The sequence below is a fragment of the Mesorhizobium tianshanense genome, assembly GCF_007830515.1.
Classification (GTDB): domain Bacteria; phylum Pseudomonadota; class Alphaproteobacteria; order Rhizobiales; family Rhizobiaceae; genus Mesorhizobium; species Mesorhizobium tianshanense.
The window spans coordinates 146,247-168,997 of record NZ_VLKT01000001.1 but is presented as its reverse complement, the minus strand read 5'-3'; the positions used below and the strand labels follow the sequence as shown (position 1 = coordinate 168,997).

Below are 22,751 nucleotides of genomic sequence, written 5' to 3'. Positions count from 1 at the left end.
GCTGTCGGCTTCTGCCAATATTTGCTTGGTGTCGCCGACGGCCTTCGACGTCACGAGAGGCCGCGAGGACGACCGGGAGAAAGCAAGACATGTCGGTCGGAATCCGCCACGACGATTTGCGCCGGCGCAACCGGGCGATGGTGATTTCGGCCGTGCGCCGGGCCGGCCATCCGTCGCGGACCGAGATCGCGGCGACCACCGGCCTCAGCCATTCGACCATATCGGCGATCTCTTCAGACCTGATCCAGGAGGGCATCCTGGCCGAGAGCAGGGCAAGCGAGAGCGTTTCGCTGAAACGCGGCCGGCCGCAGGTCGGCCTCAGCCTCAATCCGGAAGCGGCTGCGGTGTTGGCCGTCGTGCTGTCGCTGAATTTCCTTTCGGTCGCCGTCATCGACTATGCCGGACAAGTGGTCGCCGAGGAACAGCGCCGGCTGGACACGCTGACCATGTCGCGTGACGAGCTGATCGGCGAATGCGTCGCCATCGTCCGGCGCCAGCTCGAGGATCCCGACCTCGATGTCCAAAGCGTTGCCCGCATCGCGCTGGCGATCCAGGGCATCACCGATTCCAGTGCGCGCGCCATGCTGTGGTCGCCGATCACGCCGCAGACGAACATCGCTTTCGCCGACATTCTGGAAGACGAGTTCGGCATCCCGGCCACCATGGAGAACGACTGCAACATGATGGCCGTGGCGCTGCGCTGGCGCGACCCGGATCGTTACCGCGACGATTTCATCGCCATCCTGCTCTCGCACGGCATCGGTATGGGGCTGGTGCTGAAAGGCGAACTGTTCACCGGCACCCATTCCTCGGGCGGCGAATTCGGCCACATGATCCATCGCCCGGGCGGTGCGCTCTGCCGTTGCGGGCGGCGCGGCTGCGTCGAGGCCTATGCCGGCAACTACGCGATCTGGCGCAACGCAAGACAGTTGAGCGAGAACGCCGAGCCGGTCGCCGATGTCAGCGACGCCGACATGCGGGCGCTCGCCACCCGGGCGCGCGAGACGGACGGACCGGAGCGCGAAGCCTACCGCAAGGCCGGCGAAGCGCTCGGCTTCGGGCTCGGCAGCCTGTTCGCGCTGATCGATCCGGCGCCGGTCGCCATGGTCGGCGCCAGCGCCGCCGCCTTCGACCTGATCGAGCCGGCCCTGCGCGAAGCCATCGCCCAAACTGCCGGCGGCCAGCATTCGGGTTCGATTTCCTTCGACACCGAGCCGAACGAGCTGCCGCTGATCCGCGAAGGCTGCGCCATGCGGGCGCTGAGCTTCGTCGACCAGGAGATTTTCGCGCCGGGCGTGCAGGCGAGAGGGGGCTCAGCGGGGAAGAACGTAGCTTGAGTTTGACCCGGAGAGCGCGGTCCAACTTCGTCATCCCTGGGCGAAGCAGGAGCGAAGCTCCGTCGCGGAGACCCTAGGATCCACGCCGTGACCTTAGCCGAAGAGTGCAGCGGAGCGGAATTCTGCATCGCAGCAGCGCTCTGAAGTCGCGGCATGGACCTGGGGTCTGCGCCGCGTCGCTTCGCTCCTTGCTCCGCCCAGGATGACGAAGCAATGGGCGTTTTCGCTAGTCGCCAAGACATGCGATCCGCCAACGCAAGCACATCCGACTGTCAGAACTTCCGCGCCGTGGAGCTAGTCTTCCCTGATCGCATAGCCCGCACCGCGGATGGTGCGGATGACATCAGGCATGCGACCATTGTTGACCGCCTTGCGCAGCCGGCCGACATGGACGTCCACCGTGCGTTCGTCGATGTAGATCGTCTCGCCCCAGACATTGTCGAGCAACTGGCTTCGCGAGAACACCCGCCCCGGGTGCCGCATCATGAATTCGAGCAGCCGGAACTCGGTCGGCCCGAGCCGGATCTCGCTCTTCTTACGATAGACCCGGTGCGATTCGCGATCGAGCACGATGTCGCCGACCTTGAGAACGCTGGACAGCACTTCCGGCTTGGCGCGGCGCAGCAGCGCCTTGACCCTGGCCATGAATTCCGGTGTCGAGAACGGCTTGACCAGATAGTCGTCGGCCCCGGTGGAAAGGCCGCGCACCCGGTCGCTCTCCTCACCGCGGGCGGTCAGCATGATGATCGGCAGCCGCTCGGTTTCCGGACGCACCCGAAGACGCCGGCAAAGCTCGATGCCGGAAATCGCCGGCACCATCCAGTCCAGCACCAGAAGATCGGGCACGTTCTCCTGCAGCCGGATCTCGGCCTCGTCGCCGCGTGTCACCACCTCGACCTGGTAGCCTTCGGATTCCAGATTGTAGCGGAGGAGGACGCCCAGAGGCTCTTCATCCTCCACCACCATGATGCGCGGCGCGATCATCGGCCGGTTACCCCTGTCATGTCGCCGGCGCCGACATCGTCGTTTCGTCGAGCTTCGGGCGGTCCGCCGGCAATTGCTTCCCGGTCACGACATAATAGGAGTTTTCGGCAATGTTAGTGACATGATCGCCGATACGCTCGAGATTCTTGGCGCAGAACAGAAGATGCGTGCAGGCGGTTATGTTGCGCGGATCCTCCATCATGTAGGTCAGGAGCTCGCGAAAAACCGCCGTGTATTTCACGTCGATCCTCTCGTCGGCGGCGCGCAGTTCTTTCAACGCGTCGGCGTTGCGCGAGACATAGTGCTCGACCACGCCGCGGAGCTGCTCGAGAACGAGATCCGCCATGGCGTCGATACCGTGCGAGAGATTGCGTGGCGTGGCGCTCTGCCCAACGGCGCTGACCCGCTTGGCTATGTTCTTGGCCAGGTCGCCGATGCGCTCGAGATCGCCCGCCATGCGGATTGCGCCGACCACGGCGCGCAGATCCTGCGCCATCGGCTGCCGCTTGGCGATCAGCGTGATCGCACTATCGTCGAGTTCGCGCTGCCGCGCATCCATGATCGTGTCGTCGGAGACGACGCGCTGCGCCATCGCATTGTCTGACGCAAGCAACGCGCGAATCGCCGCCGCGACCATCGCGGCGGCGAGCTCGTCCATGTCGCGGAGCAGCCGGTCGATGTGCTCCAATTCCTCGTCGAAAGATGCGACGGTGTGTTCACCCATGATACTGTCCTCGTGTTCGAAATTCGCCGCCGGACCGCTCAACCGAACCGGCCGGTGATGTAGTCCTGGGTGCGTTTGTCGTCAGGGTTGGTGAACATCTTGTCAGTCGCGCCCTCCTCGACCAGATAGCCGAGGTGGAACATGGCGGTGCGCTGCGACACACGCGCTGCCTGCTGCATCGAATGAGTGACGATGATGATAGTATAGTTTGCCCGCAGCTCGTCGATCAGTTCCTCCACCTTGGCGGTGGCGATCGGATCGAGGGCGGAACACGGCTCGTCCATCAGGATCACTTCCGGAGAGACCGCGATGGCGCGTGCGATGCACAGCCGCTGCTGTTGCCCACCCGAAAGGCCGGTGCCGGACTCCTGCAGGCGGTCCTTCACCTCGCTCCAGAGCGCTGCTTTCTTGAGGCTGGATTCGACGACCTCGTCGAGCTCGGCCTTGTTGCGCGTCAGTCCGTGGATACGCGGACCGTAGGCAACATTTTCGTAGATCGACTTCGGGAACGGGTTCGGCTTCTGGAATACCATGCCTACCCGGGCGCGCAATTCGACCACGTCGATCTTGGGATCATAGATGTCTTCGCCGTCCAGCGTGATGTTTCCGCCGACGCGAGCGCTGTCGATCGTATCGTTCATCCGGTTGAGGCAGCGCAGAAAAGTCGACTTGCCGCAACCTGACGGCCCGATCAGCGCCGTGACCTGACGTTCGGGAATATCGAGATTGACGGCGAAAAGCGCCTGCTTCTCGCCATAGTGCACGGTCACGTCCTTGCCGCGCATCTTGATGTTGGACTCTTTCGTCATCGGATTCAGCTTCTTTTCGACAGCCACTTCGGTCAGCACGTTCATGTCCCTTTACTCCATTACCAGCGGCGCTCGAAGCGCTGCCTGAGAAAGATCGCGATTGCGTTCATCAGAATAAGGAAGCCGAGCAGAACCAGGATGGCGGCGGAAGTGCGCGCGACGAAACCCCGTTCCGGACTGTCGGCCCATATGTAAATCTGGGTGGGCAGCGCCGTCGACGCCTCGAGGACGCCGGCCGGCGGGCTGGTGATGAATGCATTCATGCCGATGAGCAGCAGCGGCGCGGTCTCGCCGAGCGCCTGAGCCAGGCCGATGATCGTGCCAGTCATGATGGTCGGCATCGACAGCGGCAGGATGTGATGGAAGATCGCTTCGGTCTTGGACGCTCCGATTCCAAGCGCCGCCTCCCGGATGGAGGAGGGAACCGAGGTCAGCGAGGCGCGGGTAACGATGATGATCGTAGGCAAGGTCATCAGCGCCAGCACCATGCCGCCGACTAGGGGAACGGAGCGCGGCAGCCCGAACCAGCCGAGGAAGACGGCCAGACCGAGCAGACCGAAGACGACTGACGGAACGGCGGCGAGATTGTTGATGTTGATTTCGATCAGGTCGGTGAACCGGTTCTTCGGGGCGAATTCCTCCAGATAGATTGCCGCCGCGATGCCGATCGGAAAACTTATCAGGAAACACACTAGCAACGCCCAGAACGATCCCGAGATCGCACCGGCAAGGCCCGCCAGCTCGGGAAAGCGGCTGTCGGAATTAAAGAACAGCCCCCAGTTGAACGGTTTCGAGATGGCGCCCGCCGCAGACAGCTGCTCGTAGAACTCGATCTGCCGATCGGTCACGCGACGCTGGCTTTCCGGAGTATCGCGGTCAACCTGGCCCTTCGCGAGCTGATCGAGCGGATCGGAGAGCGGCACGCTGAACCGGGCGACCCCGTCGAGCAGGGCCGGGTTCCTGATGACCTGGTCGCGCACCAGGAATTGGGCGGATGAGGTGAACATGGCGAAATAGGCGCGTTCCGATGAACGCGGCAGTTCCGGAACCTTCTCGCGCAGCGCGCCGCGGACGATGCCGCGCCAATCCGCGCCCATGACGTCGCTCCGATCGATCTCGGCCTTGCTGAGGTCGAGTTCGAACGTCACTACGGACTGCGTGAAGGCACGGTATCCGGTGAAGGTCAGCGTGCCGATCAGGATCGCGAGAAACCCTAGCGCGAATGCAATCGCGATCATCCCGTAGATCTGCAGCCGCCGGTCGGCAGCGTAGCGCCGCTTTCGCCGCGCCGCCATCTCGTCGGACCCCCAGTTGATTACCACTGCAGGAAAAGTGACGGCCGTCATCAGTATTTCTCCCGGTATTTGCGGACCGTACGCAACGCTATCAGGTTCAGCCCGAGCGTGATAATGAACAGCATCAGTCCAAGCGCGAAGGCTGCCAGGGTCTTGGGATTGTCGAACTCGCTGTCGCCGATCAGCAGCGTGACGATCTGTACCGTGACGGTCGTGACCGCATCGAACGGGTTGAGCGTCATCTTGGCGATCAGCCCGGCGGCCATGACCACGATCATGGTCTCGCCGATGGCGCGGCTTAGCGCCAAAAGCACGCCACCGACGATGCCGGGCAGCGCCGCGGGCAGCAGCACCTTGCGGATCGTCTCGCCCTTCGTCGATCCGAGCGCATAGGAGCCGTCGCGCATGGCACGCGGAACGGCCGCGAAAGCGTCGTCGGAGAGCGACGATATGAACGGTATCAGCATCACGCCCATCACCGCACCGGCCGCGAGCGCGCTGTTCGGCGCGGCCTCGACCCCGATCGTGAGGCCCAGGCTGCGCACGGCGGGGGCGACTGTCAGAACCGCGAAGAAGCCATAGACGACGGTCGGAATACCGGCCAGGATTTCAAGCAGCGGCTTGACCACCGCCCGGAACCGCGCGCCGGAATATTCGGTCAGGTAGATTGCCGACAGAATGCCTGTCGGTACGGCGACCAGCATCGCCAGTGCCGAGATGACGAACGTGCCGAAAAACACCGGGATTGCGCCGAATGCGCCCTGGCCGGCGACCTGATCGGCGCGAAGCGCGATCTGCGGCTCCCAGCGGAGGCCGAACAGAAACTCGGTGAGTGGAACCCGAGCGAAGAACTGTGCCGCCTCATAGACCAGCGAACCGACGATGCCCAGCGTGGTCAGAATGGCGACGAGAGACGAGAAAAGCATGAAGATGGTGATCGACCGCTCGACGCTGTGACGGGCGCGGTAGCGGCTTTCGATGACCTTCAGGCCGAAGAACGCGCCGACCGTCACCAGCGCCGCGACCAAGGCGACCATGGCCCAGCGTGCCAGCATTTCGAGCGACTGGAGGTGCGCCACGGCAGCCAGGATTTGGGGCGACGGTTCCCTGAAATTGTTGCCGTTGGCAACCTGCCTGATCTCACTCAGAACCAGCGAGCGCTGCGCGCCGCTCAGTGCATCGGCGCCCGGATAGCTCCCCATCACGATCATGTCGACGATGGCGTTCTGCCCCGTCAACCAGAGAATGAGGAACACGAAAGCGGGCACGCCCGTCCAGATAGCCGCGTTCAGGCCGTGATAGATCGGGCGGGAATGAACTTTCTCCGCCTGACTGGTGCGGACCCGGCGTGCGCGCGAGATCCCCAGTAGCGATACGACAATGGCGGCGAGCGCCAGAAAGCCGAAAAGATATGCCGCCATGACGTCCCCTGCCGGTCAATTAAAACTGCCGCCCGCGAAACGCGGGCGGCAGGCTGTCGGAATTTACGATCCGAACTTCTTGCCTTCGAGAACGGCCTTCTGTACCTCGGCGCGTTTGTCGTCGGCGAGCGGGGTCAGGCCACGCTCGGCGAGGTAGCCATCCGGGCCGAGGGCGGCTTCGGACACGTATTCCTCAAGGAACTCCTTCATGCCGGGAATAACGTCGCGATGAGCGTTCTTGACGTAGAAGAACAACGGACGCGCCACCGGATAGGAACCGTCGGCGATCGTGTCGAAGTTTGGCTCGACGTCGTTGACCTTAATACCCTTGAGCTTATCGGAATTCTCATAGAGGAACGAATAGCCGAAGATGCCGACACTGTTCGGGTCGGATTCGAGACGCTGAACGATGAGGTTGTCGTTCTCGCCGGCTTCGACGAAGGGGCCATCCTGACGCATGCGCGAGCAGACCTCGGTCCACTTGTCTTCATCGGCCTTCTTCAGATCCGCCATGCCCGGGAGATCCTTGCAGCCGTCATGCATCACGAGCTCGACGAATGCATCGCGTGTGCCGGACGTCGGGGGCGGGCCAAAAGCGACGATCGCGGTCGCCGGCAGGGATGCGTCGATGTCCGACCACTTCTTGTTCGGGTTGGCGACGAAGCCGCCTTTGCCGTCCGGAAGTTCGGCGGCGAGCGCCTTGAATATCTGCTCTTCGGTCAAATCCCAGTCGGTGGTGTTGGCGCGCGAGACGGCGATGGAAAGACCGTCATAGCCGATGAGGGCTTCGGTGATGTCCGTTACACCATTGTCGGCGCACAGCTTGACTTCGGATTCCTTGATGGCGCGCGAGGCGCCGGTGATGTCGGCATGGTCGGGGCCGACGCCGCCGCAGAAAGCCTTGAAGCCGCCGCCCGTGCCGAGCGACTCCACGACCGGAGCCGGCTTGCCGGTCTTGTTGGCGAATTCCTCGGCGACCGCCTGCGAATACGGAAACACGGTCGACGAACCGACGATCTTGATCTGGTCGCGCGCGGCGGCATAGCCTGCCGACGCGGCGAGCGCCAGCGTTGCCGCCGACGCCGTAAGGATGAATTTGTTCATGTGGCCTGCTCCTGTTCGGAAGATGGTCTCTCGGCGCCATTGTCTGTTGGCGCCCAGAGAGGCCATAGCCCCCGATTATTACAGTCACATGACAGTTTCATGTCACCCCGGTAACGCCGCACAGCGATGGCGAAAAGAGATGGCCGCTGGTCCCGCCGGCATAGCCGTGGTTTGCCGCCGGAATCAGTGGCTTGCACGGTTTCCGGCCGGAATTCCCCCTCGACAGTCGGCGTCGAAAGAAAATCCGGGCGGGAGCGCGTTGCGTACGGCCAGATCATGTCAAGGCCGCGCCATCGCCGAAACAGGTCCGTTGGGGTAGATCTGACCCTGTTTCTTGCCGGCGGTCGCTGCTCCCGCCCGTAACTGGAGAAGCGGAACTCGAATGCGCTTATTGTCCCAACCGGGCGCACGCTTTGGTATGGTGCGATCGCGCCATAGTCTTGTCCGCAACGCGTTGCCGAATCTCGGCTGAACGCCACAGCCCGACAGGAACCCCTATCCCGCGTTGCGCTGGGTTTCGCCGTCGGCGCCGAGCCAGCGCTCGACCTTTTCGAGCAACGCACTGGGGCTGATGGGCTTGGACAGGTAATCGTCCATGCCTGCCTCCAGGCACCGTTCGCGATCGCCCTTCAGCGCGTGCGCGGTGACGCCGACGATCGGGACATGCGTGCCGGTCTCTTCTTCCAGCCGGCGAATTGCGGCGGTCGCTTCGTGGCCGTTCATCTCGGGCATCGAAACATCCATCAGGATCATGCGCGGATTGAGCCTGCCGAAGGCATCGAGCGCCTTGCGGCCATTGCCGACGATCTCGAAGCCGTAGCCGGTTTCGCCGAGAATCTGGGTGAAAACCATCTGGTTCACCTCGTTGTCCTCGGCAACGAGGACGTCCAGCCGATGCCCGGCGCCCGCCGACGCGCTGGTGCGGGGACGAACCGGTGGCGGCTGCAGCAGCGCCCGTCCGGGCGCTGCCCCATATGTCGGCAACGGCGATGGCTGCGACATGTCGCTCTTGGAACCGTCCGCCGCCGGCTGCGCGCCGGTGCCCATCGTGTTTTGACGGTGCCGCTGGATGGTGGCGACCAGTGTTTCCAGCAGCACCGAAGAGCGCGCCGGCTTGATCAATTGCGCGTCGATGTAGAGATCATGATGGCCGGTGTTGGCCAGCGACTGGTCGACGGATGTCAGCATGATGATCGGCGTATCGGCGAGACTGGCAGTGTTGCGCACGATCCGGGCCATCTCGGCCCCGTTCATGCCGGGCATCTGATAGTCGAGCACGACGCAGTCGACCGGCACGCCGTAGGCAGCGGCGGCGATAAGCACTTTCAGCCCCTCGGCACCGCTTTCGGCCGCGCATGAATCGAAGGTCCATGACGTCATTTGCTCGGTCAGGATCGAACGGTTGACGGCGTTGTCGTCGACGATCAGCACCCGCGCGCCGGTCACATCCACGGGCGTGATGCGTTGCCTGGTCGACGGCGCAGCGCTTGGCAGCGTCACGGTGAACCAGAAGGTCGAGCCCCTGCCTTCGGCGCTGTCGACGCCGATCTCGCCACCCATGAGGTCGACGAGCCGCGAGGTGATGGCAAGGCCGAGCCCGGTGCCTTCATGCCGTCTCGTCGACGACGTGTCGACTTGGCTGAATTTCTCGAAGACAAGCTGCAGCTTGTCCTGCGGAATGCCGATGCCGGTGTCGGTCACCGAGATGGTGAGCTTCGTTCCCGTCGGACCTCTTTCGCCGGTCACGTCGACCAGCACGTAGCCTTCGTCGGTGAACTTCACCGCGTTGCCGAGCAAATTGGTGACGATCTGCCTGATACGGCCGACGTCGCCGACGAACAGACTTTCGAGGCCGGGCTCGATGCGCACGATGAGCTCGAGATCCTTCTCCTTGGCGCGTGTCGACACCAGCGTCGCCACATCCTCGATCGCCTCGGGGAGATTGAAGGGCGCCGGGTCGAGCACGAGCTGGCCGGCATCGATCTTGGAGAAATCCAGGATGTCGTTGATGATGGTGAGCAGCGCGTTTCCCGATTTCACGATGATGTCGGTGAAGATCTTCTGCTTCGGATCGAGATCCGATTTGGCAAGGAGTTCGGCCATGCCGAGCACGCCGTTCATCGGCGTGCGGATCTCGTGGCTCATATTGGCCAGGAATTCCGACTTGGCGCGGTCGGCGAGCACGGCCCTCTGCCGCGCCTCGCGCAGCTCGGCCTCGCGCTGCTTCAGTTCGGTGATGTCGGTGGTCGAGCCGATCAGATAGAGCGAACCGTCGGAAGCGATCATCGCGCCCTTGCGCGCGAACTGATGGCGGACGCTACCGTCGGCCGGCGTTGCGGTCTCCTCGATCTCCTGGGTCTCGCCGCTGCGAAGCACGGCCAGATCGCCTCTTACGAAGGCTTCGCCATCCGCCCCGAAAATCTCGATGTCGGTCTTGCCGATCGCCTCTTCCTTGCTGAAGCCGGTGAGATCGCACCAGCCTTTGTTGACGTAGAACAGCCTGAGGTCCGAGCGCTTGGCGTAGATCGACACCGGCACATTGTCGATGAGGCTGCGGAACACCTCGTTCTCGCGCATGCTGTCATGCAGTGCCTTTTCACGGCTCTTGATCTCGGAAATATCGACACGCACGCCAATGAAAGTGCCGTCGTCGGTCCGCATGTCGTGGACCTGATGCCAGCGGCCGTCGGGATTGACGCGTTCGAAGGGCGCGTTGGGTAAGCGGTAGCGTGCCAGCATGCCGTCGAGCCAGCGGTCGGAATCGCTGTCGTAGAGCCGGTCGAGTTCTGGATCGCCACTGAGCCGGAAATAACCGACCGAATGGCCGAGCGCCAACGCCTCGCGCAATGTGCGGCCGGCCTGCCACGCGGGCTTCAGTGCCGGCAACGTGTCGCGCAGCCTTCGATTGGCAAAGACGAAATTGTCGTCGCGGTCGTAGATGATCACGCCGGCTGGCAGCGAATCCAGCACGGTGACGAGTTGCCTGCGCGCATCTTCGGCTTCTGTCTCGCGGCGCTTCATGTCGGAAATGTCGAAGATGAAACCGGCAACATAGTTGCGACCACTTGCCATGCTGACGCGGTTTTTCCTGACGATGCGGGAGCGGCCGATGCCGGAGAAGGCGAAGTCTTCTTCCACCTCGTAGGGCCGGCCGCTTGCCAGGACCTGCTTTTCGCTTTCTTCGAAGCGCATGGCCTCGTCGGGCGTGGTGAAATCGCCGCAGAGCTTGCCCAGCATTGCCTGCGGTCGCCGTCCGTACCGCGCGGCGAACGCCTCGTTGACGAACACGAAGCGCAGATTGTCGTCCTTGACGAAGATCGGATCCTTGACGTCGTTGATCACCGCCTCGGCCAGCCGCGATTTTTCCAGCGCTTCGGCAAGTTCCGCCTCGCGGTCCTTCATGGCGGTGACGTCGACATAGGAAATGAGTCGCTTGCCGCCGGCAAGCGGTGCTGTGGATGCGATCAGCGTCCGACCATCGTTGCGCGGCAGCTGCCTCGATCCGATCGTACCCGCCCTGATTTCCGCCTCGCGCTCGGCGACGTGCCGCTGCCACGCCTCGTCATCGGAACCATAGGGGTCGACGTCCCGGCTGGCCTCCATCAGGTCGCGAAAACGGCAGCCGACCTCGGCGCGCCGGGGGTCGATCCTCCAGAAATCGTAGAAGGCACGATTGATCACTTCCGCGCGCAGTTCGGTGTCGACGACGACGATGCCGATCGGCATCGAATCGACCATCGTGCGAAGGTTGTCGAAGGTTTTCCGCTCGAGATCGGCCAGATGCTGCGCCGTCTCGCCGCCTGTCGATGGATCGCCCTGCCTCAATTCGTCGAACGCACCGGCGAGCATCGTGACGTTGCGACCGATACCTCGATAGCCGGCAAATTTTCCCTCGGCGTCGAAGCGCGGAAAGCCGGTGATCGAAACCCAGCGGCAGCCGGGCCGGCCACCCTTCAGTTCGTAGACGAAATCACGAAACGGCCGATGTGCCTGCAGGTCTTCCAGATGTGCGGCCGCACTCCGGCTGCCGCTCACAACCTGCTTGAGGAAGTCGAAGCGGAACCGGCCGATAACGCTCGCCGGATCGATACCGGTTGCGGCTCGATAGTTTTCCGAAAGCCAGGAAAAGCGCAGCTCGGCGTCGCTCTCCCAGATCCAGTCCGAGCCCGCCTCGACCAGTTCGCGAAGCGCTTCCGACGTATCAGGATCCCCGGCCGACGACGGCGCATCGCCGCCGCGCGCAGCCGCTTTGCGGGGAGCGCGCTTGCCGCGTCTTCCAACTGGTCCGTCCGCTTCCGCCATGCCGTCCCAACTCGAGAATCAGGGCCGAACCCCTCCCTCCGCGGTTCGCCGGCGGAATGTGCCCCACAAGCATTAACGTTCCGCTAACCTTAACGGATCGTCACCGGTGCGGTGGATTTGGAATTCGCCCGTTGCGCTGCTCAAACCTGGACGAATTTCGGATTCGCCCCACTGCAGCGCCGCGCGTCCTTTCGGACGCGCAAAAGGATGCTGCAGCACTTGAATGTTGCGTTATGATCCCCAGCGAAAATCGATTCCGATTTTCTGGGTCATGCGCTAGCCTTGCCCGCGGCGTTCCGTCGGTTGTCGGCAGAACCGAAGCCGCGTTATAAATCCTGCAAGGTGTTGCTGATGTTGGGACGGATCCTGCCTTTTTTCCTGTGCCCGATGCTGCTGTTCGGGAGCGGTTGCTCGCGCAGCTACGACGGCACCGTCATCATTCCAAGGCCGCTCGATGTCCGGCGGGTCTGGGACAGGCCGCCGCAGGCGCAAGCCGGACAGCCGCAGGTGGGGACCGATGTCTTTCCGGTGGCGCCCGAAGTCCCGAAGGAAGCGGCGACCCGCAGAACGACACCGCCTGTCACGCCGAGAAGACGAATCACGAAGTCGTCCAACAATTCGCCCGTGTCGTCCGAACCGGCAAAACCACTCACCTGCAAGAACGTCAGTCAACCCGGAAAACGGGTCCGGATGGTCTGTGAATAGCCAGCCGGCGTTCAAACGACGATTACCAAAGATCCGCCCTCAAAACCTTGCTGCGCATCCGATGCAGCGGTCGGCCGCACGCCATCAGTTCTGCGGCCCGGGCTTAAGTGGTCGGTCTTCAGGGAAAAAAGCCGGGCCGACCACCCTTACCGGCCGCGCGTCGGTCAATTTTTCGATCGACTGATGCTGGGCGGCGCCTTTGGCCTCGACCCCTGATGCTTTGATGTCCAAGGCTTTGGCATCGGGTCCGGGAATTTCCGCAACGGCTCCAGGATCCGGCCTTGCCGTCGGCAATGGAATGATGGCATTGGCCATGTTGGCGGGCGTTACCGTCCGTGCCCTGAGTTCGGCGACCCGCCGGGAATACCGCCTGACATTACACGCCTTGAAATTCGCGTCGTCGCGGTACCTGAAGGCGGCCGGAAGCTCCGTATAGGGTTTTCGCGTCTCGAGAGCGACCATTTCTTCGGTCTCGCGGCTGGCATCTTCCAGCATGTAGAGGTCGACGCCGGCATCGTCGCAAATGTAGCGGCACTGATCGACAGTGTCCTTCAGATCATCCCTTTTGGCGAATTGCGATTTTGGCGCGGGGAAGAAATATCCGTCCGAAAGGCGCACACAAAACAGCATCGAACCGCCAGGCGTCACGCCGGCGAACTGGGCCGCTGAACGCTGTTGCGCTTGCCGTTCCCGCTTCTTGGCTGCAGGTGCGCAGCCCAGGGCGACGAACCTGGCCTGCAGGCCGGACTTGTCCCTGTACGAATTCGACGCGCTCGCGATCCGGCGTTGCACCTGCGCCTTACTCCTGACGAGATCGGCGCAGGGGTTGAAGAAGAACCCGACCATCGAACTTTTCGCCGAGCATTGGCGCTGTTTCTCCAACCTCTGGATCGCGACAAGCTGCCGGCGCAACTGGGCAAGCTGCGGACTCGACCCGCCGCGATCGGCCGAACGCATCTGGCTTCTGATCGCGCTGCAGCTATCCGCATAAGAAGAGGAAATGCCGAGCGTAAATGTCGCTACCGATACCAGCACAAGGACCATGTCAGACCAGAAACGTGTCATTGGAGCGACTATTGTCCCTGTTTCCGCCGAGAACCTGGAGCGTATTCTTTGTCGATCTTGAATAAGTCGTTTCTAAATGAGGTTTATCTAATTCTGGCAAGCTTACGTTTGCCAGAGACTTCAATATTTGCGCAATATATTCAATAGCGTAAATTCGATTTTACACTTTTGTTTCAAGATTTAGCCGAACCTGAAAACAACTCCGACGCGATCGCCAAAATCTAACATAACCGGTGGATTTTGGGTTCGCTCGATCAATCCGGCCGCCATCGATCAATCTGTCGTTACCACCAGATCCACGCTGAAACCTTTATCCTGCCTTCGGCGTTAATTGGCCATTGCAGCGCTGCGGTCCGTTGGGATGCGCAAAGGAGACTGTACGTTTGATTTTGCGCTTCCGAGAAATCGAAATCGATTTTCGGGATCGTGCGCTGGATGGTCAAAGGACACCGCAAATGTCGATCCACTTCAATGTCTCGGACCTGACCAGAAATCTGTTTCACTCGCTTGGACTGGACCACGAACGCGCGCCGAGACCTCTCAGTCCTGGGCAAAGTCTTCTGCTGGAATGCTATCTGGCCGGCCAGATTCCGGAATCGGCCTGGAGCGACTACGTCTTCGAGACGCCGGAACTGGCACGCCATGTCGATGCGAGGCGCGGGCACCGCTGATGCCGTCGGCTCACCCGGAAACGAGCGGGGATAGCGCCCAGCTATTGTTTGGGCGACAAGCTATTGTTTGGGAGAGTCGAATTGCAGGGTGAAGACGCTGCCTGCAATCCCTTGGGCGAGCGCCGGCGAAAAGCGCAGCGGCAAGCAGTCTTCCAAGGCGGCGATCGCGGCATCGACAAATGATTGCCGTGCCTTCGCGTCGCCGGTCACATTGATGGCGGTCGGCCTGGGCGGGCCGATCAGCGTGCCGTCGCGCTTGAAGCTGAAGCTTAACGTGACGGTGGACTTCCCGGCATCCGCCGGCGGAGTCCAGCACGCCTGGATCGCAGACCCGACGTCGTCCATGGTGTTGAGCGTCGTGGCATTCGATTGACAGGTGGCGCCTGCCAACATCGCGCCCGCAATCGCCGACAGCCCCGCTGCGCGTTTCATTGCAAGTCCTCGTCCTTCCGCCTTGCCCGCACCGCGATATGGTACGGACAATGGCGGCGATCACAATATGTTTTGCAAAGGCACGATGCCCAACGAAACCGCGAAGTGATTTCCCGCGCATAATAGCCCTTGAAAGCAAAAAGGCCGGCACACGGCCGACCTTTCGTTCCACCTCGACACCCGTGCCAGTACATCCGTGGTCGCGAGTTGGAGGTGAATTGCCGATCAGTAGATAGGGTTTTGGTTAACGAATCCTTAGCTGACGGGAGCAGGTCATCGACGCATCATGCGATCCGATGACTGCGGAAAGTCGTCTTGAAAAGACGTACAGATTATTAATCGTTGCCGACCAATATGTTGGCGCATGAAGCATATCTAAGTAAATTTGTCGTATCCTAGAGTTGATTATGGCCGTACTTGGCGCTCTCCCTTCCGATCTTCGCTGTCGCCCAATTTGCGAAGCTGATTGGGAAGGAGTGGTCGACTGCCTGTGCAGGGGCTTTCCGGAGCGTGATCGGAGTTACTGGATACAGGCGCTGACCCGTTTGTCGCAGCGGCCCGCCGTCGCCGAATTCCAACGATACGGCTTTGCCTTGGAGAAGGCTGATCGGATCGTCGGCGTCGTGCTGACCCTTTACAGCCGTTACCGGGGGCAGGACGGCGACGAAATCCGCTGCAACCTTTCAAGCTGGTCGGTCGACGCGGAATTCCGTCCCTATGCCGCCATGTTGGTTGCGAAGGTTCTCAGGCGAAGGGATGTGACCTACACGAACATTTCGCCGGCGCCCGCGACATTGAAGGCCAACTGGGCGCTCGGCTTTCGCCCCTTTTCCACCGGACAATTTGCCTTCTTGCCGGCTTTGAATTCGGCGCCGCGGTCATGTCGCGGGCTCGAAGTTCGTCCCGATCTCGCGGAAATGGCGATGCTGTCCGACAGCGAGAGATACATCCTCTCGGAACACGCCGCGCTGGGCTGCCTGTCATTGATTTGCATTTGCGACGGAGAGGCGTTTCCCTTTGTGTTGATGCCGCGCCGAACATTGCGCGGCCTTATCCCATGCTTTCAGATCGCCTATTGCCGCTCTCTCACGGATTTGGCCCAGTGCGCCGGTGCTCTGGGGCGCTTTCTCTTGCGACGCGGGATCCTGCTTTGTGTCGTCGATGCCAAGGAGCCGATTGCGGGTCTGTACGGGTGGTACCGCCCCAACAGGGGACTGAAATACTTCAAGGGTCCCAGACCACCGTCGCTCGGAGATCTGACGTTCACCGAGCTTGTGCTGTTCGGTCCCTGAACGAAGGCGCGACATCAATCAGGCTGCACCGATTTGCGGCTGACGCGTCGGTGATCTTGCTCGATGCGATTGACGCCGAAGGAGCCCCCGCCTCGGGCGAGGCGAGGGTTCGATTTCTCTGAAACTACGATCCGCTACTGAACAGGGGCGGTCTGAGCTGGTGCCGGCGTCATCGTGTCGGCTGGAGGTGGCGGCAGCTGGCCAGCGGTCGTCGCCGGCGTTCCTCCTGTTTGAGTTTGGCTACACGCCGCGAGGGCAGCAAGCGCCAGGCCGAACGCGGCGAATAAGGGCAGTTTGCGGGTCATATACAGTCCCTTCCATGGACGCCACCCGCGCAGGCGTCATCATCGGGACCGGTGCCCGACAGGTCAACCGTCGCTTCTTCGTCGACGCATCAAACATTCTTACGTCCAGTAAAAAGCAGCGGGCTGGTCGGGGCTGTCGCCTGCAGTTGATTATGAGAATAGCTTGTCAGCGACTTCAGCGGTTCAGCCATGCAGCCAATTCGAGAATTTGCATTTCATTTCAAAATCGTCTCCGGCATTGGCGTAATACTCCTCCGGGACATGCCTGATCGCGGTCAGGTGGAACGAAGAGTTTGCGCACGGCGGAACGATCGGGACGAAGCGGTCAAACCCCTTCGAGGATGATGATCGTCGGCCGGTCGGGCAAGGTCTTCAGCGAAACCGTCAGCGACCGGCCGGAGAGGAATTCCACCGCGAAATCGTCGCCCATCCTGCCTGTGAATTCGCTGATCGGAGTTGAATGGCGATGCATAGGCAGGATCATCGAGGAATAGAGCCGCGTGGTGATTTCGGTCATCCGGTCGAGCGACAGCGTCATGCCGCCGTCGATAGGCACCATGAGGATGTCGAGCCGGCCGATGGCGCCGTAATGCGCGTCCTCCAGCCGGTGGTGCAGATGGCCGAGATGGCCGATGCAGAGTCCCGCCACTTCGAAGATGAAGATGGAATTGCCGTCCTTGCCGAGATCGCCGCCATTGCGGATATCCGTCGGCACGTTGCGGATGTAGACATCGTCGACGACAAGGGCGTGGCGCGCCGGACCGCCGTCCGGATTCCAACCGCGCAGCACATATTCGATAGCAGGATCCGGAAGGTCCGAATAATGGGTGCGGTGGGCCTTGTTCATGGTCACCACGCGCGGCAGCGGGTCAGTGCCGTAGACGCCGGAAAAGTCGGTGGCGATCCTGACGCCGGCGGGCGTCTCGATGATGTAGGTCGAATGGCCGGCATAGGTGATCGTAACGTCGCCGTCGGCGAGAGCCTCGGCCAGCAGAGGCGCCCGCGCCTCTGGCGTCGTGAAACTGGCATAGGTGGCCGACGGCAGCGCTTCGGCGATCGCAACGCATCTCGACGGCGGCGGCACGCCCTGGGCCAAAGCGGCGAGCGGCCAGAAAGCCAAGGTCAGCAGAACGGCGGCGGATAGGCGGAGCATGGCTGTCTCCCGTGGCAGGCCTGGCGCGCTCATGCCACGATAGCGCTGGCGATCATGATGGCTATCGCCGTTACGGTCACGTTTTCGCGAGCGCCGGAGCGGCTGATCGCCTGGACCTTCTGTCCCGGCTTGCGCGACAGATACGCGCCATGGCCCGGCCCGGCGATTGATATCGCCAGCGATCAGGGCGTCGGACGGAAGACGCCGTTCTCGTCGCGCTTGAGCGGCGCGTTTTGCCGGGAAAGCGGCACACCAGGCGCTTCGGTGACCGAAACGCCCTCCGTCCAGTCGGCGGGTGCGATAGCGATGTAACGCGCATATCCGCCTGACCCGCCGAGCGGCTTGGCAAAGCCGATTGTGACCAACGCCCCGGCCTCTGGCACCTTGTCGAGGTTTGCAACGCCTTCCGCCTGCGTGAAATCGTTGTGTAGCAGCCAATGTTCGCCTTCGAGATTGGGCGTGGTGTCGGTGTCGAGCGGCTCATGGCCGTGGAACAGAATCTTCCGCTCCAGATGCAGGAACTTCAGCGCGTCCAGACTGACGCCCGGAAACGGCTTCTGGTTGAAGCGGGCGGCATCGGACCATTTCTTGTACCAATCCGAACGCACGAAGACGACCGAACCCTCCGGTATGCGGCCGTGCTCCTTTTCCCACTCTTCGATGTCGGCGACCTGGAGGTGATAGCCTTCGTCAGTCTGCACCTTGCCGCTGATGTCGATGACGACGAGCGGCCGCACGGCATAAGTGGCCGGCAGGTCGCTGATCGTTGCACCGAGCGGGTTCCAGTGGGAGGGCGGATCGAGCTGCGTGCCATACTGGTCCGTCGACAACTCGTAGGCGCTCGCGACGAACCCATGCTTGTCGTAGGTGAACTCTTCGCCGGCCTTGACGTAGCCCTCGATGCCCTTCCCGGCGACAGCCGGTTTGAATTTGGCATTGGCGAAGCCCGGCCATACGGGTTGCACCGGCTCGTAGGCATGGGTCAGATCGATATACTTTGCCGATTTGAGCGTGTTCTCATAAACCGGCCAAAGGGACGATTCCTGCGCCAAAGCGATCGACGGCACTGACCAAGCGGCTCCCAGCAAGGCGATACGAACGAATCTGGATACATTCATCTGCAATCTCCCCGAAATGTCGCGGAGTATCGCCAGTTTCTCGCAGGACGACAAGTAAATGCATTCCTTCCGGGATGTCGCGGCATACCGCTTCCAACAGGCTCGCCTATCATCCCGCGATCGCCTTGGAGGAGCTGCACGAACAAACGTATTGAAAGACCCACGCCCCGTGGCGTCCCTGCCCGTGATCACGCGCAGAAACCAAAAAAAGGCCGACACATGACCGACCTTTCCTTCCACCTCGATATCCCGCGCCAATACATCCGTGGTCACGAATTGGAGTTGAATTGCCAGTCGACCTTGGTTTGGGTCGGCCTAAGGGAAGCAACCGTTGGAGCGAAGCGCCTCACGCATTGGCCTGCGACTTCACATAGGCGATATAGCCGCGCACGTCGCCAGCCGGCTCGGCATAGGCCTTGCCGAGCTTCTTTTCCATCGCCGCCATATATTCCTTCGCCCAATTGGGCAGCTCGTAGTCGATGACGGCCAGGAATTCGAGCGTCGCCGCCAACCGGATGTCGGCGATCGATGGGTTCTTGCCGCCGATGAACGGCTTGCCGTCGCGGAAGAAGCTGTGAAAGACCTCCAGCGGCTCGGCAATTGCGGCCGCCGCGGTCTTTTGGGCTTCCGATTTCTTGTCGGGGTGGGCGTCGCTATGGCCGACCTCGCCGGCATATTGCGGAAAGTTCAGCGCGGGATAGGTGGCGCGCGCCACATAGGGGTAGAGCGTGCCGATCAGGTAGAACATGGCGCTGTCGATCATCGCCCGTTTGGCAGGCGCCTTCGGGTAGAATTTCTCCAGCCCGTGCTTGTTGGCGAGATACTGCATGATGGCGCAGCTCTCCCACAAGACGCCTCTCGGCAAGCCCTTGTCCTCGATCATCGGCGTCAGATGGGCCGGGTTTCGCGCCATATATTCGGGCGAGCGCGTGTGGCCCCAGACGTCGGTCTCGGAATGGTCGAGCCCGGCCGCGCGGGCAAACACCCTGACGGTCATGTTGTTGACGCTCGGCTTCAGCATGCTGAGGCTCAGTCCGGGTTTTTTCGCTGATTTCGCCTTGGCCTTCGCCGAGGGCTTTTTGGCCGAAACCTTGGCCGCCGGCTTTGCCGCTTTCGCCGCTGGCTTGGCGGCAGCCTTGACCGCCGGTTTCGCTCCCGGCTTGGCTGCCTTGGCCACAGGTTTCTTCGCCGTCGCTGTCTTCGCCATTGTGTTCCTCCTTTGTTTGGCTGTCGTCAGTATGGATTTTTCGGTGCCCGGTCGTCCGACAATGTGGCGCGGGAACGCTCGACCAGCGCCTGGATCGCGTCGGCAAGATGCACTTCAGCAATATTGTAGTCGCCGCGCGCGACGCGGACCTTGTGCGCTTGCATCAGCACGTCGGCATGGCTGAAGCCCGCCGGCGGCTCGAAACGGTAGGAGGCGAGTTCGATCAGCAGGCCGAGCGGATCCTCGAAATAGATCGAATCCATGAAGCCGCGATCCTTGACGCCGCTGTGCTTGACGGCGCGCTCGTCGAGCCTGGCGACCGCCTGCAGGAAGGTGACGCGCGACACCGCAAACGCGATGTGGTGGACGCAGCCGATATCGGTCGGTGTGCGCCGTTTCTCCGGCGTGCGGCTCTCATCGGTGAAGACTGTGATCAGCCGGCCATCGCCCGGATCGAAATAGAGGTGGCTTTCGCTTGCCTTGTCGAGATTGGGCTGCTCGAAGATGAAGGGCATGCCAAGCACACCCTCCCAGAAATCGATCGAGGTCTGGCGCCCCGCACCAACCAGCGTGATGTGATGGACGCCCTGCGATTGCAGTTTCTGCATTGGTTTTCCTCCCTGCGATCTTCTCGTCTCGATACTGGACGAGCGTCGACCTATGTTCGCTGCACGTCGTTCCCCGGCGGCGTTCTGCGCACCATGCTGGACCCTTGGCCCCTGATTATGTGACGCGATGCTAATTCAATTGGGGGCGCCGCGCCAGAAGCGACGAATATGGGCGGCTTATCGCCAAGCGAAACGGAGCGTGCCTGCCGGCGGTATGTTCACCCGCCAGTCAACGGGCTGAGGACGTACCAAACGACCTTCACGGCTTCATCAGTTTCCGAAGGGGAACCGTCGGTATGACGCAATCCCCCTCTGGCGGAGTATTATCTTCCTCTGGGGGCTGAGGTACTTTTACTATTTGGACGGGCCTGCCTTTCCAGTCACAAACGTCACATGTCGGTCGTTCCCACTCATCTTCAGGGTCTTCCGAACGATATCCACGCTCGGGTGAAAGACGATGGGACCCGCAGGACGGGCAGACTTCAGGAACTCCGCGCATGTGTCGGATGACTGCAGAAGTTGCCAAACTAATCGCATTCTCAGTGGTCGAAACCGCAGTTTCTGCATCGTGCCACTTTGAGGTTTTTGAATGAGTGAGCCAATTCGCGAACTGCCACTCGCTTTCCAGAAGCGTCTTGAACAGATGACGCCGTTCCTTGTGTGTTTCACCCGGCATGGAAACGAGGCAGATATGATCAGCCCATGCTTGGAGATTAGCGCGCTGGGGCTTCTCCTGCTCGAAACGCCAAGGCATTACGGTTTGCGCCGCTGACACAAATGCCAGCAGCGCCTCGCGGCATCGCACTCCTATAGCCTGATAGTCCGCGACCTCTTGGGCTTGAGCCAGCGCGTCGGAGGCTCCGGACATAATGCGATAACATTCAGCCATCGGCTCAACGGGGAGATCGGACAGCTTCTTTTTCTCACTCCGCGGAATTCTCAAACACAAGCCAACGTGAAACGTCAGCGCGAGATCCATATTCGGAAATTGCTCTTGCGCGTAAAGATTGGTTGGGTTCGTGATTACCCACCATCGATCCTTGTTGGTGTGAATGTCCCAAACGCAATGCTGATAATCGAGAACGTTTTCGACATAGACTTTTTGAAGGAACTCGACCGTTAGATCAGGAGCCTGCCACTCAAAGTAGCGCGTCACTGTATCGATTTCATCTTGGGTCGCCGGCAGCATGAATTCCTTTTAGCTAATTCCTGCAGGCTATGCGCGCCGCCCTACCAACAGCCTTAGGATAACACGCAGAAGTGTCCGGATTTCCCGGATCGACCGCGAACATGACGACTGCGATGACGAGAGGACAGCCACGACGCGGAGCCTGATGTCTGCGACGGCGAGACGGTCATGTGGCCCGAAAACCTGAAGTCGCAGGAAGTGCTCGTGCGGCTGTGACCGCCGGCTGATCATTCCGCGTCCGAAACGACATGGCCCGCTGCCTCACAGGTGGCGGGCTTTCTTTATCTTGTGGCAGAAAAGTCACGCAGCTTGAATATGCAGAGATTCAACCGGTGCGAGCTTATTATCCAGCTAAGCGAGGCGTACCGTTGTTCAAGGGCCAAGGGGGCTCTCCTCCCGAACTAGCGCCCGCCGCCTCTCGCTGGGTGGCGGGCTTTTCTTTGCTTCAGGCTTTGAAGGCCGCGCTAGCGTGCCCGACCAATAAGCCGGCCGACGACGGCGGCTTATCGCAGGGCTGAGCGTTCCATTGCTTACCACCATCGAAATGCGGGTAGCTCCCGGCGATAGGTACAGGGTCACGTCTCTGCCCGGGCTTTCCGAGCTAAAGTACATTGCTGCGTCCTCCGGACCGCCGGCCGCAATGAAGATCGTTTCGAAGCTGTCTTGGATTGTTTTCCATATCTCGGCGGTCTTGGCGCCGTTTCTGATTTCGATCTTCTTCCACATGGCAGTCTGCCCTCCCCATGTCGTGCGATCTACCGATAGTCGCAGGAAACCCTTGGAAATCAAACAGGGGGCGATTCGACCGATACCCTGAAAGGAAATTGGCCAAACGTTGGACAGGGCCGGTTCGATTTTAGCTAAGTGTTTGATTTTATTGGTACGCCCAAGGGGAATCGAACCCCTGTTCCCGCCGTGAGAGGGCGGTGTCCTGACCGCTAGACGATGGGCGCGTTCAAGAACCGGCGATATAGGCTGACGGCCGGGAAAAAGCAACTGGGCTTCGGGCTGCCGATCACATCGGCGAAAT

At 61.4% G+C, this 22,751-nt stretch carries 18 protein-coding genes and 1 tRNA gene; 4 read left to right on the top strand and 15 right to left on the bottom strand.

Features of this window, described 5'->3' with window-relative positions:
* The first annotated feature begins 89 nt into the window (after window positions 1–89).
* Complete coding sequence (locus tag IQ26_RS00870) at window positions 90–1,337, top strand: ROK family protein (RefSeq protein ID WP_145711372.1); 1,248 nt, start codon at window positions 90–92, stop codon at window positions 1,335–1,337.
* A 294-nt stretch (window positions 1,338–1,631) separates the two neighbouring features.
* On the opposite strand, the gene phoB is transcribed toward IQ26_RS00870, so the two are convergent.
* The 7 genes from phoB to IQ26_RS00835 all read right to left on the bottom strand — a co-directional run bounded on the left by phoB (window position 1,632) and on the right by IQ26_RS00835 (window position 11,976).
* Entirely contained in the window at window positions 1,632–2,321 is a 690-nt protein-coding gene (phoB, locus tag IQ26_RS00865; RefSeq protein WP_126035251.1) for a phosphate regulon transcriptional regulator PhoB, read from the bottom strand.
* 16 nt (window positions 2,322–2,337) lie between these two features.
* Complete coding sequence (gene phoU, locus IQ26_RS00860) at window positions 2,338–3,045, bottom strand: phosphate signaling complex protein PhoU (protein WP_145711370.1); 708 nt, start codon at window positions 3,043–3,045, stop codon at window positions 2,338–2,340.
* A 38-nt stretch (window positions 3,046–3,083) separates the two neighbouring features.
* Entirely contained in the window at window positions 3,084–3,899 is an 816-nt protein-coding gene (gene pstB / locus IQ26_RS00855) for a phosphate ABC transporter ATP-binding protein PstB (protein ID WP_145711368.1), read from the bottom strand.
* A 14-nt stretch (window positions 3,900–3,913) separates the two neighbouring features.
* Window positions 3,914–5,200 (bottom strand): phosphate ABC transporter permease PstA, encoded by a 1,287-nt coding sequence (gene pstA, locus IQ26_RS00850; protein WP_145711366.1) that lies wholly within the window; start codon window positions 5,198–5,200, stop codon window positions 3,914–3,916.
* Window positions 5,200–6,570, bottom strand: coding sequence for a phosphate ABC transporter permease subunit PstC (gene pstC, locus IQ26_RS00845; protein ID WP_145711364.1), 1,371 nt, complete (start codon window positions 6,568–6,570; stop codon window positions 5,200–5,202). The genes pstA and pstC overlap by 1 nt, the downstream gene beginning before the upstream one ends.
* A gap of 63 nt (window positions 6,571–6,633) precedes the next feature.
* Window positions 6,634–7,674 (bottom strand): PstS family phosphate ABC transporter substrate-binding protein, encoded by a 1,041-nt coding sequence (locus IQ26_RS00840; protein ID WP_145711362.1) that lies wholly within the window; start codon window positions 7,672–7,674, stop codon window positions 6,634–6,636.
* A gap of 495 nt (window positions 7,675–8,169) precedes the next feature.
* Entirely contained in the window at window positions 8,170–11,976 is a 3,807-nt protein-coding gene (locus IQ26_RS00835; protein WP_145711360.1) for a PAS domain-containing protein, read from the bottom strand.
* 303 nt (window positions 11,977–12,279) lie between these two features.
* Here IQ26_RS00835 and IQ26_RS00830 point away from each other — a divergent pair, with 303 nt between their 5' ends.
* Window positions 12,280–12,681 (top strand): hypothetical protein, encoded by a 402-nt coding sequence (locus tag IQ26_RS00830; RefSeq protein ID WP_240546943.1) that lies wholly within the window; start codon window positions 12,280–12,282, stop codon window positions 12,679–12,681.
* An 84-nt stretch (window positions 12,682–12,765) separates the two neighbouring features.
* Here the strand turns inward: IQ26_RS00830 and IQ26_RS00825 are convergent, their stop codons facing one another.
* Window positions 12,766–13,746, bottom strand: coding sequence for a DUF2865 domain-containing protein (locus tag IQ26_RS00825; protein WP_145711358.1), 981 nt, complete (start codon window positions 13,744–13,746; stop codon window positions 12,766–12,768).
* 455 nt (window positions 13,747–14,201) lie between these two features.
* On the opposite strand from IQ26_RS00825, the gene IQ26_RS00820 reads away from it, so the two are divergent.
* Complete coding sequence (locus IQ26_RS00820; protein WP_145711356.1) at window positions 14,202–14,417, top strand: hypothetical protein; 216 nt, start codon at window positions 14,202–14,204, stop codon at window positions 14,415–14,417.
* Window positions 14,418–14,477: 60 nt separating this feature from the next.
* Here the strand turns inward: IQ26_RS00820 and IQ26_RS00815 are convergent, their stop codons facing one another.
* The gene (locus IQ26_RS00815; protein ID WP_145711354.1) at window positions 14,478–14,849 is read right to left on the bottom strand and encodes a hypothetical protein; all 372 of its coding nucleotides are present in this window, start codon (window positions 14,847–14,849) and stop codon (window positions 14,478–14,480) included.
* 545 nt (window positions 14,850–15,394) lie between these two features.
* On the opposite strand from IQ26_RS00815, the gene IQ26_RS00810 reads away from it, so the two are divergent.
* The gene (locus IQ26_RS00810; protein ID WP_240546942.1) at window positions 15,395–16,141 is read left to right on the top strand and encodes a hypothetical protein; all 747 of its coding nucleotides are present in this window, start codon (window positions 15,395–15,397) and stop codon (window positions 16,139–16,141) included.
* 630 nt (window positions 16,142–16,771) lie between these two features.
* Here the strand turns inward: IQ26_RS00810 and IQ26_RS00805 are convergent.
* From IQ26_RS00805 to IQ26_RS00780, 6 genes are all read right to left on the bottom strand, one after another.
* Complete coding sequence (locus IQ26_RS00805; protein WP_145711350.1) at window positions 16,772–17,599, bottom strand: MBL fold metallo-hydrolase; 828 nt, start codon at window positions 17,597–17,599, stop codon at window positions 16,772–16,774.
* 182 nt (window positions 17,600–17,781) lie between these two features.
* Window positions 17,782–18,717: a cyclase family protein gene (locus IQ26_RS00800; RefSeq protein ID WP_145711348.1), complete on the bottom strand. Its 936-nt coding sequence runs from the start codon at window positions 18,715–18,717 to the stop codon at window positions 17,782–17,784.
* A gap of 346 nt (window positions 18,718–19,063) precedes the next feature.
* Entirely contained in the window at window positions 19,064–19,924 is an 861-nt protein-coding gene (locus IQ26_RS00795) for a glutathione S-transferase family protein (protein ID WP_145711346.1), read from the bottom strand.
* A gap of 26 nt (window positions 19,925–19,950) precedes the next feature.
* Entirely contained in the window at window positions 19,951–20,532 is a 582-nt protein-coding gene (locus IQ26_RS00790; RefSeq protein WP_145711344.1) for a VOC family protein, read from the bottom strand.
* Window positions 20,533–20,791: 259 nt separating this feature from the next.
* Window positions 20,792–21,721, bottom strand: coding sequence for a hypothetical protein (locus tag IQ26_RS00785; protein WP_145711342.1), 930 nt, complete (start codon window positions 21,719–21,721; stop codon window positions 20,792–20,794).
* 878 nt (window positions 21,722–22,599) lie between these two features.
* Window positions 22,600–22,674: transfer RNA gene (locus IQ26_RS00780), tRNA-Glu, on the bottom strand.
* Window positions 22,675–22,751 lie beyond the last annotated feature (77 nt).